Raw genomic sequence first — 18,465 nt, forward strand, 5'->3', positions numbered from 1 at the left:
CCGCTTGTCAATGATTCCGACCCCTGTCATGCTGGAGCTAACAACGGGAAGGGATGCCGTGAGGATCGAAGAAGTGATCGGCGCCAACGTGGCGCGGCTGCGGGACGGCAAGGAACTGTCTCAGAGCCAGCTCGGGGAGGCGCTCGCCGAGCACCTGGGCAAGCCCTGGAGCCGACAGGCCGTATCCGCTGCTGAGAAGGGGCGGAGGGCCTTCACGGCGGCTGACCTGCTCGCGCTCTCACGCACGCTCGACGTGTCCGTGCCGACCCTCTTCCTGCTGAAGGACTGGCGCGGGTCGAACGCAGTCGAGCTCGCGGACGGCATCAGCGTCAGCGCTGACGAATACCGGGACCGCATCCTTCACGACACCGACGCCCAAGGCGCCCTGACCTTCATGACGCATGCGGGAGTGCAGGAGCTCACACAAACACTTCTGCGCATGAAGACGGAACAACTCAAGGCCGGCGACCAAATCGACGGTCTGCTGTCAACGCTGTTCAACGTCTCCAAGGCAGTGGCCATCCTCTCCGAGACCGAGGAGATCAGAGCCCAAGAGACTTTGCGGCAGCTCAACGAGAGCACCCGCAAGTTGCACGACGTCCAACATGGCGACCAGGCGGTCAATGACTCCTGATCGCGCAGGTCAAGAGAAGAAGGGAGGGGCTCGTGGCAGATCCGATCAAGAAGATCACACTCAAGGGCGGGAAGGTCCGCTACCGATTCGTCGTCGATGTCGGTACGGACCCGGCGACGGGCAAGCGCAAGCAGCTCACCGTCACGAAGGACACCAAGAAGGACGCCGTCGCGGAGTACGGCCGCATCCAGCACCAGAAGTCCACGGGGACCTACGTGGCGCGCTCGAACGCAACGGTCGGCGACCTCGTGGACATGTGGCTGAAGGCTGCGACGCGCGACGTCGAGCGGGCCACCAAGCGCAGCTACGAGGACGCGATGCGGTACGTCCGCACGCACCTCGGAGAGAAGCGGTTGCAGCAACTCACCGAGGACGACGTGGAGTCGCTCATCGACTGGATGCTGACCAGCGCGCGCCGCATCGGAGGAACACCCGGCACCGGGGTCGGCGTACGAACTGTGAGCCTCACCCTCGGGCGCCTGCGGGCCGCACTCAACCTCGCGATCCGGCGGGGCCTGGTCGCGCGGAACGTGGCGGAGCACGTCACCATCCCTCGGGCCGCACGCGTCGCAGCGAAGGCGAAGGCGAAGGCGCGCGTCCCGTGGAACGAGGACGAGGTGAAGGTGTTCCTCGGGCACGTCGCCGGGGACCGCCTCAACGGCGTGATGCTCCTGTCCCTTATCGGCCTGCGGCCGGCGGAAGTCTGCGGACTGCGCTGGCGGGACGTCGACCTGGACGCAGGCACCGTCTCCGTCGAGACCACCCGCACCCTCGTGGAGGGCATCGTGGTCGAGAAGGAGGCAAAGAGCGACTCAGGCGAGCGGAAGCTGCCGCTCCCCGCGGTCGTCCTTGTCGCGCTGAAGACGTTCCACCGGACGCAGGCCAAGGAGAGGTTGGCGGCCGGAGACGGGTACGACGCTTCCGGCCGCGTCGTCGTCGACGAGCTGGGTGGTGCGGTCAAGACTGATTGGCTGCGGCGCCGGGCGTACAAGTTGATGGAAGCGGCCGGGGTCCGGAAGGTGCGGCTGTACGACGCGCGACACGCGTGCCTGTCGTGGATGGCGAACAACGGCGTGCCCGACACGGTGGTGTCGGCGTGGGCCGGTCACGCGGACCTCGGCTTCACGAAGAGGATCTACGTCCACCCCGATCCGCAGTCCTTGAAGGCTGGTTCGGACAAGCTCGGTGAGCTGCTCGGATAGCAAGATCAAACAACGAATGTGAGATGTTGTGAGACGCCCGCTCTGCGAGCACGACAAAGGCCCCGATCCGCCTTAGCGTCTCAGGGCCTCCGACCTGGCCTTTAACCAGTCTTTCTCTGTGCACTCGGCAGGATTCGAACCTGCAACCTTCTGATCCGTAGTCAGATGCTCTATCCGTTAAGCTACGAGTGCTTGTCGCTGTGCTTCCGGGCCGTTTTCCGCCCCGTCGGCGTTGCAAGAAGAACATTACATGACCTCCGCCGTCATGCGAAATCCATTGCGCACACCCGGCTTGACCTGCGCAAACACCCAGACGAGTGACGGGCGCGCCGCATCCCTGGCCAGGGATGCGGCGGCCGCCGCCGCGGGCCGAGGACTCCAGGAACGGCCGAAGCCCCGGTCCTGGAGGACCGGGGCTTCGAGTGCTGGCGGAGGCGGAGGGATTTGAACCCTCGATGGGCTTTAAGACCCAAACCGCATTAGCAGTGCGGCGCCATAGACCGGACTAGGCGACGCCTCCAGCACGACCCAGCCGCGTTCGCCTGCGCGATCGCGAGTAGGTGCGTTGCAGATGATGGCACAGCATTGCGCGGTGTCACCAATCGCACCCCACGGTACTAGGCGACGGTGCCGCAGGGCAAAGCACTTCCGGCGACGCGCGGGACGGGAATCCACTGGCCGCGGGAGTGTCCGGGTGCGCCTCGGGCACTTGTCCGGCGTATGCGTCCCACGGTGTCTCCCCGGGGTGACCGGGGAGTGTCCGGAGCCGTCCGCGCGATCCGGCGGGAGATCCACTTCCGGCGGCGCTCCGGTCCGGCCCGGTGCTCCCGTTCATCCGCCGTCACGCCGGTATCCCCAGCCTTTAGACTCCTTCCAGTGACAACGCGCGGACCCAGGGGAAAAATTGGGGCCGCCGGAGGGTCACCGACCGGGCGGGATCGCCTGGGCAAGGTGCAGTAATCAGGAAGGAACCGTCGTTGTGAGCAGCAGGCCGTCCCGAGGCGCTGCTCGCCTCGCAGCGATACTCGACGCTCTCCCCGACGGGCTGCTGCTCGTCAATTGCAACGGGACCGTCGTCAACGCCAACACCATCGCCCTGGAGACCTTCGAGACCCCCGGCACCGCACTGGTCGGCCGCGGGCTGCTCGACCTGTTGCCGGAGTTCGACTCCAGGCTCATCCCGGGCTCGATGCGACGGCCCGCCCACGCGGACGCCCAGGGCCGTACGAAGCCGACCCGGATGACCGCGCGCCGCACCGACGGAACCGAGTTCCCCGTCGAGGTGACCAGCGCGAACCTGGAGGACGGGCGGGACGCCTTCTCCGCGGACCGGCCGACCGGCTCCAGCTCGCTGACCGGGGACGAGCTGCTGATGCTCGTCGTACGGGACCTTTCGGGCACCGTCGACACCGAGGCCGAACTCGCACGCTCCCAGCGGCAGACCGAGATGATCCTGCGCGCCGCGTCCGAGGGCGTGGTGGGCACCGACACCGACGGACGGATCGTCCTCGCGAACCCGGCCGCCGCACAGATCCTCGGCTTCCGGGCCAGCGATCTCGGCGGCAAGGAGCTGCACACGCTCGCCGTGCACTCGCGGGCCGACGGCACGCCGTTCCCGTACGAGGAGTCCCCGCTCGCCGACACCCTGAAGTCCGGGCGCAAGCACCGGGTACGCGGGCAGGTGCTGTGGGCGAAGAACGGCAAGGCGGTGCCGGTCGACCTGACGACGGCGCCGGTGCGCGACGGTGAGCAGCTGGTGGGCGCCGTCATGACGTTCACCGACCGCCGGGCTTACGACGAGCTGGTGGCCCAGCACGCCGAGGAACTGGCCGCCACGCGGGAACGGTACGACGCGGAGGTCGCGTTCGGTCAGGAGCGGTACGAGGAACTGGCCGGTCGGCACGCCCAGTTGAGCGCCGTACTGGGCGGCTCGCTGCGCGGGCCGCTGGAGGAGCTGCGCGGCGAGCTCGGCACGCTGGCGTCCGACCCGGCAGGTCAGCTGTGGCCCGAGGCCAACCAGATCCTGCACCACCTGGCCGCCGGGTACGCGCGCATGACGACCCTGGTCGACAACGTGCTGGGCTTCCAGCGGCTGGCATCGGGCGCGGAGCCGCTGGTCAAGACGAACGTGCTGGTGGACGGGATCATCGGGGCGGCCGTGGAGGGCGCGGTCGAGCTGATCGGCCCCGGGCGCGCCCAGTTTGCCGTGCACGCCCCCACCATCGAGGCCGAGGTGGACGGCGGGCGGCTGGCAACGGCCCTCGCACACCTGGTCGCGGATGTGGCGGGAGTGGACTCCACGGGCAAGGCACCCGCTGCCGCGGCGGCCGGGGGGAACGTCGACTCGACGATCGTGGTCGCGGCGGCGCTGCGCGGCGAAGTCGTGCGCTTCGAGGTGCGCGGACCGTACGAGGGCGGCGACCCTGTGCACGCACCGATCGTGCGAGGGATCGTCGATGCCCACGGCGGCATGCTCCAGACGATCGAAGTGCCCGGGATGAGCGGCAGCGCGTACGTGCTGGAGGTACCGCTGGGCGCGGGTTCGGGAGTCGTGGAGGCCCCGGCGGCGGACGCCGTGGCGGCTGCCGCCGCTGCCCGTCCGGCCTCGGGCCGGGATCCCGGGACCGGCGGGCCTGCGGGGGCCGGTGCGAGTGGTCCTGCCACTTCGGGTGCCGGTGTGCCCTCGGCGGAAGGCGGGGAGCCGTCGGCGGGGTCCGCAGAGCAGGGCGGCGGACGGCGCGGGCGGCGCGCCTCCACCGACGCCTTCCTGGACGTGGGCCTGGCGGGGGGCAGCCCGGCGGTCGGCTCCGTCCCCGGCGCCGGGGACGGAAGCGGGGCCGCCGACATCGCACAGTCTCCGCAGGCCGCACCGACTGCACAGGCGGCGCAGGCCGCCCCCAGCGGGCGGCGGCGGGCACGGCGCGGTCCCGGCGACGAACAGCAGGAACTGATCCCGGCTCAGGGCACGGGCGAAGGCTCGGGCGGTGCGGGCGGCGGCGGTACGGGCCGCAGGCGCGGGCGGCCGAGCCCGACGGAGGGCCCGGGGACGGCCGGCGATGCCACTCATGGTGCTGCCGGAAGCGAGGGTGCAGCCAGTGGGGACGGAGCCGCGGCTTCGCCGGGGACTCCCGGTGCGGGCCGCGCCCCCGGGGCGGGCGGTGTCCCCGGCGGGCAGGAACTGGCGCTGGCGGGTCCCGCCCGGTCGCCCGGCGCACCTGGTGTGCCTGTCGGCGAGCCTCTTGACCCTTCCGCAGAGGCGCGCCGCAACCCCTCCGAGGGTTCCGTGGTGACGGCCGGTGAGGGTGCGGTCGAACGTGCGGCACTGGGGGCCCCCGTGCCTCCGCAGGGCGTTCCCCAAGAGGCTCCGCAAGGGTCCCAGCAGGCGCTTTCGCACGGGGTTGTCCCCCCGCAGGGCCCGCCCCGCACCGGCGAGACGCAGCCGACGTCCGGCCGACGGGCCCGCCGTACGGGCGGCCCGATGCCCGCACTGCCGCCCGCACAGTCCTCGCACGAGGCTCCGTCCTCCGCTCCGGAGACCGTGGCCGGTACCGGCTCAACGGATGCGGGCACCTCCGGGGCAGGCGTCCTGGACGGTTGCGGCAGCGCCCACGGGACCGGGCATGCCCGTAACGGCGCGGACACCCGTACCGGGTCGGTCCCCGCCCCGGCACCTCACGACCGGCGTCCCCCGGGCTCGGACGCCTCCGCCATGCCCGGCGGGGTAGGCGGCACCCCGGCGGGCGGCGTCGAGCAGCCCGGCCAGGACACCTCCGGCCAGGGCGCCTCGGGCATCCCCGCTCAGGACACCTCCGGTGGCGGCCAGGTCCTGGCATCCGCCGGAGCGGCCCAGCAGCACGGGCAGGCATACGGTCCGGTTCCTGCTCAGGCACCGGCACAGGGGCAGTCCCAGGGAACCGCCGGCGGGCGGCGGGCCCGTCGCGCATTGGCCACCGCGCCCGCCGCCGAAGCCGAAAGCCCACGTGGTCCGTTCGCGCTGCCGCCCGCCGAGGCCGACCGCCCGCCGGTCGCCCCGCCCGGCGACGTACCGCGGGAAGCCCACCGCGACCCGCAGCCGCCGATGGCGTCCGCCGCGCAACACGGCTGGCCCACGCCGTCCGGGCAAGTGGCCAATCCGGCACCGCAGCCGCTGCCCCTCCCGCAGGCACAGCCGCACGGCGAGGCGCAGCCGCAGCCGCTGCCCGCGGAGGCGACGCACTCGACCCAGGGACGCGCCTTCAGCGTGCGGACGCTGGGTCAGGGCGCGCCGTTCGCGCAACACCTCACCCAGCAGCAGAACCAGACGCTGGGCTCGGGCCGTCGCCGCAGGCTCGCCACGCCCTCGCCGGACGAGCGTCCGGCGGCAGCGGCTCCCGAGACGAGCGCCCGCCCGCACCCGCAGGGCAGCCCGCAGCAGGGGCCGGTCGTCCCGCAGCAGGGCACTCACGCCCGGTCGGGCCCAGCAGGCACGGCGCAGCCCGGCACGCAGCAGTCCGGCGACCGTCAGGGCGACCCGCAGGCCGCGTCATCGACGCCGCTCCCGCAGCATCAGGCCCAGTCGCAGTCGCAGTCGCACCAGCAGGCGCACCAGCAGCTCATCCAGACGCCGACCGAGGGCCGCGCGTACGCCATAGACGCTCCCGACGAGGGCAGTGAGGGCCCGGAGCCGCTGGACGGTCCCAACGGGGCCGTGGAGGTCGCCAACCGGCCCGTTCCGCACCCGGTCGACGACGAGCTGCCTCCGGAGCCGCTCGACAACCCGCGCCGTCTCCTCGTCTGGCCGGCGCCCGACGTCTCCACCGAGCAGGCGCTCAGCGACCGCGGCTACCGGCCGGTGATCGTGCACTCCCGCGAGGAGGTCGACGCGCAGATCGCCGCCTTCCCTGCCGCACTGTTCGTGGATCCGCTGACCGGGCCGATCACCCGCACCGCGCTGCAGTCGTTGCGCCAGGCGGCCGTCGCGGCGGAGGTTCCGGTGCTGGTCACGGCCGGTCTCGGGCAGGCGACGCGGGAGGCCGCGTACGGCGCGGACCCGGCGGTGCTGCTCAAGGCGCTCGCCCCGCGCGACAGCGAGCAGCACCCGCCGCGTGTCCTGCTGATCGAGGAGCACGAGGAGATCGCGCTCGCGCTGACGGCCACCCTGGAGCGGCGCGGGATGCAGGTTGCCCGCGCGTCCGACGACACCGAGGCCGTCCATCTCGCGACCCAGATGCGACCGAACCTGGTCGTCATGGATCTGATGCTGGTGCGCCGCCGCAGGGCGGGCATCGTCGACTGGCTGCGCGCCAACGGGCAGTTGAACCGGACTCCGCTGGTCGTCTACACGTCCGCCGGTCTCGACCAGTCCCAGCTGCCCCGGCTGTCCTCCGGCGAGACCGTCCTCTTCCTCGCAGAACGTTCCACGAGCGCCGAGGTGCAGGGCCGGATCGTCGACCTGCTGGCGAAGATCGGCACCAACTGAGGCCGTTTGCCCCGGTGGCCCGCTTCCCCGCGGTCCACGGTCCCTGCGGCCGTGCCAACAGGCCTCAGGCAGCGGATGTTTCACGTGAAACGGGCAGCAGAGGCTGCACGAGAACCCGGCGGTGGGATGTTTCACGTGAAACATCCCACCGCCCGACTCACGGCCGTACGACTACAGCTGCGTGACGTCCAGCTGTCCGTCCGCGTAGCTCTTGCGGATCACCTTCTTGTCGAACTTGCCGACGCTCGTCTTCGGCACCGCGGGGATCAGCGCCCACCGCTCGGGCAGCTGCCACTTGGCCACCGACCGGGCGAGGAAGTCGCGCAGATCGGCGTACGAGGCGGTGGCGCCCTCCTTGAGAACGACGGTGGCCAGCGGGCGCTCGCCCCACCTGTCGTCCGGCACGGCGACCACCGCTGCCTCAGCGACCTCGGGGTGCGCCATCAGCGCGTTCTCCAGGTCGACACTGGAGATCCATTCGCCGCCGGACTTGATGACGTCCTTGGCACGGTCGGTGAGAGTCAGATAGCCGTCCGGGCTGATCACGCCGACATCGCCGGTCTTGAGCCAGCCGTCCTCGCTGAACTTGTCGTCGGGCCGGAAGTCCTCACCGCCGGCACCGCCGTAGTATCCGCCCGCGATCCACGGGCCGCGCACCTCCAGTTCGCCGGCGGACTCGCCGTCCCACGGGAGCGTGTCACCCGCAGGCCCCGACAGCCGGGCCTCGACGCCCAAGGGGAAACGGCCCTGGGTGATGCGGTACGGCCATTCCTGCTCGGGGGTGAGGCCGTACGGCGGATGCGCCATCGTGCCCAGCGGGGAGGTCTCGGTCATGCCCCACGCGTGGCACAGCCGGACGCCCAGCTTGTCGTATGCCTCCATGAGGGCCGGCGGACAGGCCGCCCCTCCGATGGTGACCTGGGACATCGAACTGAGGTCGCGCGGGTTCGCGGTGACCTCGGCGAGCAGGCCCTGCCAGATGGTCGGCACGGCGGCGGCGTGCGTGGGTCGTTCGCGCTCGATCATCTCGGCGAGCGGGGCGGGCTGGAGGAAGCGGTCGGGCATCAGCATGTTGATGCCGGTCATGAAGGTGGCGTGCGGCAGTCCCCACGCGTTCACATGGAACTGGGGCACGACCACCAGAGTGGTGTCCTTTTCAGTCAGCCCCATCGACTCGGCCATGTTGACCTGCATCGAGTGCAGGTAGATCGAACGGTGCGAGTACGCGACGCCCTTGGGGTCGCCGGTGGTGCCCGAGGTGTAGCAGAGGGCGGCGGCGGAGCGCTCGTCGATCTCCGGCCAGTCGTACGTCGTGGGACGGTCCGCGATCAGTTCCTCGTACTCGTGGACGCGCGGCGTACATCCGTCGAGGAGGGAGCGGTCGCCGGGGCCGGCGACGACCACGTGCTCGACGGTCGGCAGGTGGGGGAGAAGCGGGGCCAGGAGGGGGAGGAGCGAGCCGTTGGCCACGACGACACGGTCGGCGGCGTGGTTGACGATCCAGATCAACTGCTCGGCGGGCAGCCGGAGGTTGAGGGTGTGCAGGACGGCTCCCATGGAGGGAATCGCGAAGTACGCCTCGACGTGCTCGCTGTTGTTCCACATCAGGGTCGCGACCCGCTGGTCGCCGACGACACCCAGTTCGTCGCGCAGGGCGTTGGCGAGGCGGGTGGCGCGTTCACCGATCTCCGCGAAGCTGCGGCGCTCTGGCTCGGCCTCGCCGGTCCAGGTCGTGACCTGTGATTTTCCGTGGATGGTCATCCCGTGCTTCAGGATGCGGGTCACGGTCAGCGATACGTCCTGCATGGTGCTGAGCACGGCGTCCTCCCGGTGGGCGCGCGAATGGCACGTGGCACTGAAACGTCGTCAGTGCGTGTCTGGCCGATTCTGCGCACATACCCAGCGGTATGTCACTACCCGGAGGTGATCTGAGGAGAAACCGCGGGTGGCCCGGGGCAGGGAGGACAGGCGGGCGTCAGCGGACCGGGGTCAGCTCCGGGTCCTCCCGGAGTTTGCCCAGCGCACGGGAGACCGCGCTCTTGACGGTGCCGACGGACACGCCGAGAACCTCGGCGGTCTGCACCTCGCTCAGATCCTCGTAGTACCTGAGAACGACCATCGCCCGCTGGCGGTCGGGGAGCTTCATGACCGCGCGCCACATCGCGTCGTGCAGCACCTGCTGTTCGGCGGGATCCTGGACGGGCGCTGCGGTGGAGCCGGTGCTGCTCGGCTCGGGCAGTTCCTCGCAGGCGAACTCGTCGACCTTGCGCTTGCGCCACTGCGAGGTGCGGGTGTTGACCAGCGCCCGGCGGACGTAGCCGTCGAGGGCGCGGTGGTCCTCGATGCGCTCCCAGGCCACGTACGTCTTGGTCAGCGCGGTCTGCAGCAGGTCCTCGGCGTCGCACGGGTTCGCGGTCAGCGAGCGCGCGGTGCGCAGCAGGACCGGCCCGCGGGCCCGGACGTAACTGGAGAACGACGGGTATCCGGTGAAGGAGGCGGCGTGCCCGGCATGCCCGGTGGCGGCCTTGGATGCGCTGGTGCAGACAGGCGTGGTCATGTGTTCCACGCTAGAAGCGACGGCCGTTCCGGGGATCGGTCCCAGGTCCCGAAGCCGTGTCCGCCTCAGGTTGTAGGGGTGGGGCGGGCCCCACCTCCTGAAGGTGGAGAGGCACCCGGGGACCCTCAGGGTCGGGACGCCTTCCGGATGAGGGTCGCCCCGGGTGCGGAGGCGGGTACGGCCCGGAGCCGATCCCGCAGGCCGACGTCTCACTCCCAGGTGCGGGCCACCAGTGCGTCGACCCGGTTGCGGTCGATGTTGAGGCGGTGGCCGCCGTGCGTCTCGCGCACATTGCCCACGTACTGGTGGATACGGCGGTGCGGCATCCAGGCGCGGCGGTTCAGCGACGGCTCGTGCTGCACCGAGGGCGGCACCTTCCAGCGGGCGAACCACATGGCAGTGGGCAGGTCTTTGATCCCGGCCTTGCGCGCCCACTCCATGTGCCGCACACCCGAGCTCGCGCTGCTGTAGTAGCCGGGGATGTAGCGGTGGCGGCGGATCTCGCGGTTCCAGCCGCGCACGAAGGTCAGGGTCCGGTCCGCGCACGCCTTGTTCCGCAGGTCGTACGCCTCGATGTCGAGGTACAGCGTGCTGCCGGGGATCATGCGGTGCCACCTGGCGCGTTTCACGGCGTCGCGTGCCTCCCGGACACCCTGCTTCCAGGGGGCGCGGCCGATGGCGTACCTGCGCTTGTCGCGGGCGTGCACGCACGGCGACTGGGAACCGACGTACACCGGGAGCAGGAACCAGCCCATCCGGTCGACCGCGGTGATCCACTGCTTGTTCAGGTTCTTCTGGCGCGGGCAGCCACGGCCGCGACCACCGAAATAGATACCGACGGCTCGGTAGGGGGAGGCCCGCCGCCACGCCCTCATGGTGGCGAGCGAAGGGGCCTCGCAGGTGTCGAAGCCCCAGCCGTTGAAATGCACGGGCTTCCCGGAACCGGCCGCACGGTGGAACTGCGGTGCGACCCTGGCGTCCGCCGCCACCGCGGACCCGGTCGGCCAACCGCCGTCCGCCCCCACCGTGGCGCCCGCCACCCAACGGTCGTCAACCGCCGCCGCGGTTTCCACCGGCACACTGTCCGCCGACGCTTCGACGGGGGGCAGTACGAGCGCGGCGAGCATCGCGGTGAACGCACCCGCGAACCCCAGCGCCCGCCCGGGCGACCATTGTCGTACGTACGCAGAGAGTCTGATTCGGTACATATGGTGAGCTAACGGCCATTCGGTCGCGGAGTCCACGACTCACGCCGTACGGACAGCGATCCGCCCCCAGGATCAACCCGGATGTGGGAACCCCGGTCCCGGCCGTCACCAACATCCGCCCCACACCCGGCACCTGATTGACCGACGCACCCCGGACCTGGCGGACCGCCTCCGCGATCCCGTTCATCCCGTACAGGTAGGCCTCCACGAGATGGCCGCCGTGCGTGTTGAGCGGCAGCCCGTCCGCCGCCACGAAGTCCGCCGCCCCGCCCGGCCCGCAGAAGCCGTACTCCTCCCACTGCATCAGCACGAACGGTGTGAAGTGGGATGTCATGGTCCGAGCCACTCCCGAGGTGACCGCCACCCGCCCCTCGTACTGCTTCAAACGGGCTGCGAAGCTTCTGAGTCCCCCCTCGTCGCCGCTTCCCGCACTGGACTGCGCGCCCCCGGGGTGTCCCCCTCCGCATTCGGCCCTCGGCTCCCGTACCCGACGCGGGGCGGGCCCTCAAGACTCGCAGCACAGCCTTCTGACTGTCTGTCAGTCCTGCGAGCCATGTCGAGGTTGCCGTCACCGCGCCCGGAACAGCCCGATCCGCCGGATCGGGCGCAGCCGGACACGAAAAACTGCCTGTACGGCGGCGCCGAAGCACCGCCGTACAGGCAGTCATTCACCCCGCAGCACAGCCCCTCATCAGGCCGCGCCGACTACCAGAGGGGGAAGAAGTTCACCGCGACGTTGGAGTTGCCCTGGTTGATGGCCGTGAAGCCGGAGCCGTTCACGCTGGCGTTGTTGCTCTGGTTCGAGGCGCCGGCACCGTTCGCCACCTGCTGCGTGGTGGTGGAGTTGCCGTTGTTCGTGCCGCCCACGCCGCTGCCGGCGATGGTGGCGACAGCCGCGTTCGATCCGTCGTCCGCGAAGGAACCGTTGTCGGCGACTGCCACCCCGGTGAACAGGGCGGCGGCGAGCGGGAGAGCAGCAACAGCGGCGACAACGCGGGCGTTACGGATGCTTGCCATGTCAATTCCTCCAGGAACTGGTAAATACGGCTGGTTCCAAGGCAGTTGGCCGACCGCCTCGGCTGGTGACGACGTCGCCCCATCAGACTCGCCCACCGAATCCCCGGCGAACCACCCATCGCGCTCTTATTCACACTCAAGCGTGATGATTTGTCGATAAACCCCCAAGTAGCCGCCAAATCGCTCTTGTCATGCACAATTGGTCCACACAATCCAATAACCGCATAAGGAAAAGCGTTCCGGCAGATTTCCGGCCAATTTTTACCGCTTCCCTTATTCGAACGTCCGTACGACGATGGAGCCATGGCCACTCCCGACCGGCTCACCGCCACCCTGGCCCTCGCCCACGCCCTCTCCGCGGCGGAGCGCGGTCTGCCCGTCATCCCCCTGTCCCGCAGCAAACTTCCGGCTCTGCGCTCGCCGCACCACGAGGAGCGCGACACCAGCGCCGACACCCCGTCCGCCCCTCCCTGCCGCGGCGAGTGCGGGCTCCCGGGCCACGGCGTGCACGACGCCTCGACCGACCCGGCCGTCGTCCGCGCACTGTTCGCCGCCGCGCCACGGGCCGCCGGCTACGGCATCGCCTGCGGCCGCCCGCCGCACCACCTCATCGGCATCGACCTCGACACCAAGCACGGCGCCGACCCGACCGCGGCTCTCGGACGCCTGGCCCGCGAGCACCACTTCACGCTTCCGGACACGGTCACCGTCCTCACCCCGTCCGGTGGCCGCCACCTCTGGCTGGCCGGCCCACCCGACCCCTCGGTCCCGAACTCCGCGAGCCGTCTCGCCCCCGGTATCGATGTCCGTGGCTCCGGCGGCTACCTGGTCGGCCCCGGCTCCCTCACGGGACAGGGCGTCTACCACCTGGCTCCCGGCACCGCCGCCCTCCCGGTCGCTCCCTGTCCACCGGCCCTCCTCGCCCTCCTGTCCCCGCGCCCGCGCGGCCCGCGCAACCCGCCCCGGTTACCGCCGCCGGGCCAGGACCGGCGCCCAGGCCACGCGCACGGCCACGGCCTCGTCGAGTTCGTCCGCGCCGCCCACGAGGGCCAACGCAACACCCGCCTCTTCTGGGCCGCGTGCCGCGCGTACGAGAACGGTCTCGGGCCCGCCCTGGCCCCGGCCCTCGCCGATGCCGCCCTCCACGCCGGCCTCACCCTCCACGAAGCCCGCTCCACCATCGCCTCGGCAGCCCGCCTGACGACGGGCACGCGTGCGTGACGCGAGCGGACGGGCACGCGGGCGCGGAAACTGCAGGCACGCGCGCGCGTGAAGGCAGCAGGAGGCGAGAAGACCGGCAGCGGCCGCCCCAGCGACGCGCGCCGACTCCCGTACGGCCGGGGAGGTTCCCAGTCCGTCCAGTACGAAGGCCCCTGACCGAAACGCCTGGTCAGGGGCCTTCAACACCTGCGGTGGGTGTGGGATTTGAACCCACGGTGACATCGCTGCCACGACGGTTTTCAAGACCGTTCCCTTAGGCCGCTCGGGCAACCCACCCTCGCGCCACCGACCTGCGGTGACGCGAGGACAGCCTAGCCGGTCAGCCGTCGCCCTCGCGTGCCTGGAGGGTGACTTCTGTCGTGGACTCCTTGCCGCCGCGGGTGTAGGTCAGGGTGACCTTGTCGCCGGGCTTGTGCGTCCAGATCTCACTGATCAGGGTCGGGCCGCTGTCGATGACCCGGTCGTCGAACTTCGTGATGACGTCGCCGGGCTTGAGACCGGCGGCCGCGGCGGGGCCGTTGGGGGAGATCGCGGGGGTGTTGCCGGTGCCCTGGTCGGCGATCCTGGCGCCGTTGCCCTTCTGTTCCATGCCGACCGTCGCGCCGATCATCGGGTAGACCGGCTTGCCCGTCTTGATGAGCTGCTGGGCGACGGACTTGGCCTGGTTGATCGGGATCGCGAAGCCGAGGCCGATGGAGCCGGACTGGCCACTTCCGGAGCCGAAGCCTCCGCTGGGCACGGACTGGATGGCGGAGTTGATGCCGATCACCGCGCCCCGCGAGTCGAGGAGGGGGCCGCCGGAGTTGCCGGGGTTGATGGAGGCGTCGGTCTGGAGGGCGCTCATGTACGAGGCCTTGCTGCCCTGGCCGTCGCCCGAGGCCACCGGGCGGTCCTTGGCGCTGATGATGCCGGTGGTGACCGTGTTGGAGAGGCCGAAGGGGGCTCCGATGGCGATCGTGGCGTCGCCGACGACGACCTTGTCCGAGTCGCCCAGGGGCAGCGGGGCGAGGTTCTCGGGGTTCTTCAGCTTGATGACCGCGACGTCGTACCCCTGTGCCCGGCCGACGACCTCCGCGGCGTACTTCTTGCCGTTGGAGAACGTGACGGAGAGGTCGCCGCCGTCGGCCGCCGAGGCGACCACGTGGTTGTTGGTGAGGATGTGGCCCTGCTTGTCGTAGACGAAGCCGGTGCCCGTGCCGCCCTCCCCGTTGCCGCCCTGCGCGTCGATCGTGACGACCGACGGAAGCGCCTTGCCCGCAACCTGCGCGACACTGCCGGGTTCGCGCTTGAAGTCCTGCGGGTTCCCCGCCGCGGAGATGGTGGTGGAACCGCCGGGGGAGTTGGCCTCGCGGTTCGCCGCCCAGAAGCCGATCCCGCTACCGACGCCGCCGGCCACCAGCGCGGCGACCAGGACGGCTGCGATCAGCCCACCGCGGCCCTTGCTCTTGGGCGGCGGAGCGTCGGCCATCAGCGGTGCGGCCCAGGGATCACTGCCACCGCTCCCGCCACTGCCGGCGCCGGGGTGACCGAAAGTGCCCGAGTGACCGGAGTGGCCCTGTCCGGAGCCGTGGCCGCCGCTGGTGTCGTACGAGGAGGGGTACGCGGGCGGCGGGGGCGGCCAGGTGCCCCCGTGAGCAGGCGCGCCTCCGTGAGCAGGTGCACCCCCGTGAGCAGGCGTGCCTCCGTGAACAGGAGCACCCCCGTGCGCGGGAGAGACCCCGTGCGCAGGTACTCCTCCCTGAGCGGGAGCGGCCTCCGCGGCGGGAGGCAGCGCTCCGGACGCCGGCGGGTACGGAGGAGCCGCCGGGCTGCCCGGGGTCGCAGCGGTCGAAGACACCGGGGGCGGATCCCCCTGAACCCGAGCATCCGGAGTCCGAGCCTCCGGAGCCCCGGCAGCCGCAGTCGGCGCGCCCTCGGCCGGAGCAGCCCGGACGTCCTCGTCCCGGACCCTGTCGCCCGGCGCGGTTCCCGCCCCCTCGGCCGGAACGGGAGGGGTGTCCTCGACCGGAGCAGGAGGCGGTGGCGGTGCCGACGGGGCGGCCGGTACCGCAGTGCCCTCGTTCTCGGTGCTCACAGCTCTCTCCTCGGTTCCACGTCGTCCTGGGTCGGTTCGTCGCACTTTTCGCGCACGTCGTTCAAGTGTGTGGCGTCAGCTTTTCCCACAGCACGTCAGAGCACTGTAAGCGGGACCTGTGTGTCCGCCGGTCACCCTTTATTCCGGGCCAAACGGACGCATCCGGGCACCCCACGGGAGAGCCCGTCCGGCCGCGGATCCTCTTCTGCCGGACGCCGCGTCCGCACTTCGCGTACACCTGCCCCGCGTCGGTGACACCATGTCGCGGTGACTCACGCACGACAGCAGACCATCCAGGTAGTTGCCCATCGCGGAGCCTCCGAGGAGGCCCCCGAGCACACCCTGGCCGCGTACCGGAAAGCGATCGAGGACGGGGCGGACGCCCTGGAGTGCGATGTGCGCCTGACCGCCGACGGCCACCTCGTCTGTGTGCACGACCGCCGGGTGAACCGTACGTCGAACGGCCGCGGCGCGGTCTCCACCCTCGAACTGGCCGATCTCGCCGCCCTCGACTTCGGCTCCTGGAAGGGCCGGGAGGAGAGCGCCGAGAGCCCGGACTGGGACCCGGGCCGGGAGCCGGGGCGCAGCAGCGAGCCCGGCGACTTCACCTCCGTACTGACCTTGGAGCGGCTCCTCGAACTGGTCGCGGACGCGGGCCGTCCGCTGCAACTGGCCATCGAGACCAAGCACCCCACCCGGTGGGCGGGCCGGGTCGAGGGGAGGCTGCTGGAGATGCTGAAGCGGTTCGGCCTGGACAAGCCGCCGGGGGATCCGGACGTGCCCCCGCCGGTACGGATCATGAGCTTTTCGGCGCGTTCCCTGCACCGCGTCAGCCTCGCGGCACCCGCGATCCCGACGGTGTACCTGATGCAGTTCGTGACGCCCCGGCTGCGCGACGGACGGCTCCCGGCGGGCGCCGGGATCGCGGGCCCCGGCATGCGGATCGTGCGCAACCACCCCGGGTACATCGCCCGGCTGCACCGCGCCGGCCACCGGGTGCACGTCTGGACGGTGAACGAACCGGAGGACGTCGAGATGTGCGTGCGCCTCGGCGTGGAGGCGATCATCACCAACCGCCCCAAGCAGGTCCTCGCCCAACTCGGCCGCGGCTGACCCGGTTCGCGCGTCGCCCCACGCCCAAACCACCCCGCGACGACTACGGGGAGTGCGCTGGCGCATCCGTTCCGTATGCGATCGATGTCAGTGCATCACTGGCCACGGCTTGGCCGGTTTCCGGTCCAGGCCATTGGGGAATTCAACGGTGGCGTGGGGGCGAAGGAGGTCTCGGGGGTGGCGTTGGTGGAGGCACAGGAGGTGCCCACGTCGTCGTGCATGGCCATTGCACATGGTCCTGCCGGTGTGGGAGCGGCAAGACGTCAGATGCGTGCGGAGTTGTACGCAAAAGGCGTGTCCGAATCGATCATTGATGATGCGGTACTGATCCTTTCCGAACTTCTCAGCAACGCCTGTCGGCACGGCAGGCCGCTGGGGAACGCGGCAGAGGTCGGCGAGGGCGACGTCCGCGCCGCATGGGGGGTCGGTCCGACGGGACGACTGACCGTGGAAGTGACGGACGGGGGCGGTCCGACCCGACCGGTTCCGGCCACTCCGTCGGTCACCGCCAGGGGCGGTCGCGGGCTGAACATCATCAGCGCGCTCGCCCAGGCCTGGGGCGTACGGGACGACAGGGCGTCCGGCGAGGTGACGGTGTGGGTGGAGCTCGACGACGGCCACCGGCACCACGACTTCGCCACCCGGGTCGCGCCGCCCGCCCTCGACTTCGCCATCCCCCTGGACGACTTGTAGCCGAACTCGTAGGGGGTAGGGCCTCCCGGACGTCTTGCAAGCGGGCGTACGGGATCTTTCCCCTGACGGCGTGGAGAGCGTACGGTCCCCCGCTTCGGACGACTTGCGGGGGCGTACGGGCGGCTCGCCCGAAGGCGGGTGAGCGGCGTCCACGGCCGCGCCCGCCGACCGCCGGTCCGGGGCCGGAGCCGCGTACGCACCGCAAACCCCCGCTCCCCCATTGCGGCTAGGCTCGCGCCGACACCGCACCGCCGCAAGGGGAGAAGCACGCATGGCCAAGAAGCGTCCGCAGACCAAGGCCGCCAAACCGCAGGCCGCCAGCAACGAGCCCGTGCCGGTGGTCGGGGCGCGCGAGCCCTGCCCGTGCAGTTCCGGTCGCCGCTACAAGGCCTGTCACGGCCGTGCCGCCTCGCACGCCGTGACCGAGCTGGTCCAGCGCCCCTTCGAGGGCCTGCCCGGCGAGTGCGACTGGGTCGCCCTGCGCGAGCTGGTCCCGGCCGCGACCGTCGCCCTCGCCCTCAAGGGCGGGCTGCCGGAAGGCGTTCCCTCCGTCACGCTCGCCACGGTCCTGCCGATGGCCTGGCCGGCGCTGCGCCGTGAGGACGGATCCGTACTGCTCGGGCTGCAGAACGACACTCCGTCGGGCGACCTGAGCCGCGACCTCGCCGACACCCTCACCAGGGCACTGTCCGCCGAGCCCGGCAACCCGGTCGCGGCCGACAAGGCCCCCGCCGACGGCCCGCGCCTACAGGACCTGCTGGACCCGGGCGCCCCCTTCGTGCCGACCGTGCACACCGGTTTCGAGTTCTGGGTGCCGGACAGCGACAACGCCAACGCCGAGGTCACCGCCTCGCTGGAGCGCGCCAACGCCGCCGCCATCCCGACCGTACGGCTGACCGGCGTGGACTCGGCCTACTGGTGCGAGACGCCGGAGAAGAACCACCTGAGGTGGGCCATGCCGCATCCCGAGGAGAAGCTCCTGGACGCGCTGGCCCGGCTGCACGCGGCCGGCACCTCCTCGCTGGGCGAGGGCACCCGCCTCGTCGGCTCGTTCCGCGCGCACGGGATCACCGTCCCGGTCTGGGACCTGCCGAGTGCGATGACGGCGGAGGAGTGCGAGAAGCCGGCCGCGGAGTTCGCCGGGCGGCTGGCCGACGCGCTCGCCTCGGACGCCCCGCTGAACGCCGAGGAGCGCCGTTCCCGGGGCGGCCTCACCAACCGGCAGGTCACCCTCAGCTGAGGCCTCCGTTGCAGGTCGCACAACGGGACGGAGAGGACGCGGTGACCA

Annotated in this window: 12 protein-coding genes, 3 tRNA genes and 1 pseudogene; 7 read left to right on the forward strand and 9 right to left on the reverse strand. The window is 71.1% G+C overall.

Annotation, left to right across the window (positions count from 1 at the left end):
• Positions 1-58: 58 nt before the first annotated feature.
• Together HNQ79_RS18295 and HNQ79_RS18300 are read left to right on the forward strand one after the other, a co-directional pair.
• Entirely contained in the window at positions 59-634 is a 576-nt protein-coding gene (locus HNQ79_RS18295; RefSeq protein ID WP_185032344.1) for a helix-turn-helix transcriptional regulator, read from the forward strand.
• A 32-nt stretch (positions 635-666) separates the two neighbouring features.
• Entirely contained in the window at positions 667-1,836 is a 1,170-nt protein-coding gene (locus HNQ79_RS18300) for a tyrosine-type recombinase/integrase (protein ID WP_229923251.1), read from the forward strand.
• A gap of 119 nt (positions 1,837-1,955) precedes the next feature.
• On the opposite strand, the gene HNQ79_RS18305 is transcribed toward HNQ79_RS18300, so the two are convergent.
• Together HNQ79_RS18305 and HNQ79_RS18310 are read right to left on the reverse strand one after the other, a co-directional pair.
• Positions 1,956-2,028, reverse strand: a tRNA-Arg gene (locus HNQ79_RS18305).
• Between the two features lie 234 nt (positions 2,029-2,262).
• Positions 2,263-2,356 (reverse strand) — tRNA-Ser (locus tag HNQ79_RS18310).
• Between the two features lie 459 nt (positions 2,357-2,815).
• On the opposite strand from HNQ79_RS18310, the gene HNQ79_RS18315 reads away from it, so the two are divergent.
• On the forward strand, positions 2,816-7,294 hold the full coding sequence (locus HNQ79_RS18315) for a response regulator (protein ID WP_185032346.1): 4,479 nt from the start codon (positions 2,816-2,818) through the stop codon (positions 7,292-7,294).
• Between the two features lie 171 nt (positions 7,295-7,465).
• Here the strand turns inward: HNQ79_RS18315 and HNQ79_RS18320 are convergent, their stop codons facing one another.
• The 5 genes and pseudogenes from HNQ79_RS18320 to HNQ79_RS18340 form a co-directional block, all read right to left on the reverse strand.
• Positions 7,466-9,112: a long-chain fatty acid--CoA ligase gene (locus HNQ79_RS18320; protein ID WP_185032348.1), complete on the reverse strand. Its 1,647-nt coding sequence runs from the start codon at positions 9,110-9,112 to the stop codon at positions 7,466-7,468.
• 157 nt (positions 9,113-9,269) lie between these two features.
• Positions 9,270-9,851 carry a SigE family RNA polymerase sigma factor gene (locus HNQ79_RS18325; protein ID WP_185032350.1) on the reverse strand — a complete coding sequence of 194 codons (582 nt, stop codon included), beginning with the start codon at positions 9,849-9,851 and terminating at the stop codon, positions 9,270-9,272.
• Between the two features lie 209 nt (positions 9,852-10,060).
• Positions 10,061-11,059 carry a DUF1906 domain-containing protein gene (locus tag HNQ79_RS18330; RefSeq protein ID WP_229923252.1) on the reverse strand — a complete coding sequence of 333 codons (999 nt, stop codon included), beginning with the start codon at positions 11,057-11,059 and terminating at the stop codon, positions 10,061-10,063.
• 58 nt (positions 11,060-11,117) lie between these two features.
• Positions 11,118-11,384, reverse strand: a pseudogene (locus HNQ79_RS18335) (thiolase C-terminal domain-containing protein); the annotation flags it as partial.
• Positions 11,385-11,764: 380 nt separating this feature from the next.
• Positions 11,765-12,076 carry a hypothetical protein gene (locus HNQ79_RS18340; protein WP_185032354.1) on the reverse strand — a complete coding sequence of 104 codons (312 nt, stop codon included), beginning with the start codon at positions 12,074-12,076 and terminating at the stop codon, positions 11,765-11,767.
• Positions 12,077-12,379: 303 nt separating this feature from the next.
• Here HNQ79_RS18340 and HNQ79_RS18345 point away from each other — a divergent pair, with 303 nt between their 5' ends.
• Positions 12,380-13,297, forward strand: coding sequence for a bifunctional DNA primase/polymerase (locus HNQ79_RS18345; RefSeq protein WP_185032356.1), 918 nt, complete (start codon positions 12,380-12,382; stop codon positions 13,295-13,297).
• Between the two features lie 189 nt (positions 13,298-13,486).
• Here the strand turns inward: HNQ79_RS18345 and HNQ79_RS18350 are convergent.
• Together HNQ79_RS18350 and HNQ79_RS18355 are read right to left on the reverse strand one after the other, a co-directional pair.
• A tRNA-Ser gene (locus HNQ79_RS18350) sits at positions 13,487-13,573 on the reverse strand.
• 43 nt (positions 13,574-13,616) lie between these two features.
• Positions 13,617-15,371, reverse strand: coding sequence for a S1C family serine protease (locus HNQ79_RS18355; RefSeq protein WP_185032358.1), 1,755 nt, complete (start codon positions 15,369-15,371; stop codon positions 13,617-13,619).
• Between the two features lie 267 nt (positions 15,372-15,638).
• Between HNQ79_RS18355 and HNQ79_RS18360 the strand changes: the two genes are divergently transcribed.
• The 3 genes from HNQ79_RS18360 to HNQ79_RS18370 all read left to right on the forward strand — a co-directional run bounded on the left by HNQ79_RS18360 (position 15,639) and on the right by HNQ79_RS18370 (position 18,417).
• Positions 15,639-16,484, forward strand: a complete 846-nt coding sequence (locus HNQ79_RS18360; RefSeq protein WP_185032360.1) for a glycerophosphodiester phosphodiesterase — start codon at positions 15,639-15,641, stop codon at positions 16,482-16,484.
• An 84-nt stretch (positions 16,485-16,568) separates the two neighbouring features.
• Positions 16,569-17,177: an ATP-binding protein gene (locus HNQ79_RS18365; protein WP_185032362.1), complete on the forward strand. Its 609-nt coding sequence runs from the start codon at positions 16,569-16,571 to the stop codon at positions 17,175-17,177.
• Positions 17,178-17,448: 271 nt separating this feature from the next.
• The gene (locus tag HNQ79_RS18370; RefSeq protein ID WP_185032364.1) at positions 17,449-18,417 is read left to right on the forward strand and encodes a DUF5926 family protein; all 969 of its coding nucleotides are present in this window, start codon (positions 17,449-17,451) and stop codon (positions 18,415-18,417) included.
• Positions 18,418-18,465 lie beyond the last annotated feature (48 nt).

The sequence above is a fragment of the Streptomyces candidus genome, assembly GCF_014207445.1.
Taxonomy (GTDB): domain Bacteria; phylum Actinomycetota; class Actinomycetes; order Streptomycetales; family Streptomycetaceae; genus Streptomyces; species Streptomyces candidus.

Excerpts from the sequence above, each read along its gene's own strand:
- HNQ79_RS18325 (WP_185032350.1), bottom strand. The coding sequence starts at position 9,851 with ATGACCACGCCTGTCTGCACCAGCGCATCCAAGGCCGCCACCGGGCAT.
- HNQ79_RS18330 (WP_229923252.1), bottom strand. The coding sequence starts at position 11,059 with ATGTACCGAATCAGACTCTCTGCGTACGTACGACAATGGTCGCCCGGG.
- HNQ79_RS18340 (WP_185032354.1), bottom strand. The coding sequence starts at position 12,076 with ATGGCAAGCATCCGTAACGCCCGCGTTGTCGCCGCTGTTGCTGCTCTC.
- HNQ79_RS18345 (WP_185032356.1), top strand. The coding sequence starts at position 12,380 with ATGGCCACTCCCGACCGGCTCACCGCCACCCTGGCCCTCGCCCACGCC.
- HNQ79_RS18365 (WP_185032362.1), top strand. The coding sequence starts at position 16,569 with ATGTCAGTGCATCACTGGCCACGGCTTGGCCGGTTTCCGGTCCAGGCC.
- HNQ79_RS18370 (WP_185032364.1), top strand. The coding sequence starts at position 17,449 with ATGGCCAAGAAGCGTCCGCAGACCAAGGCCGCCAAACCGCAGGCCGCC.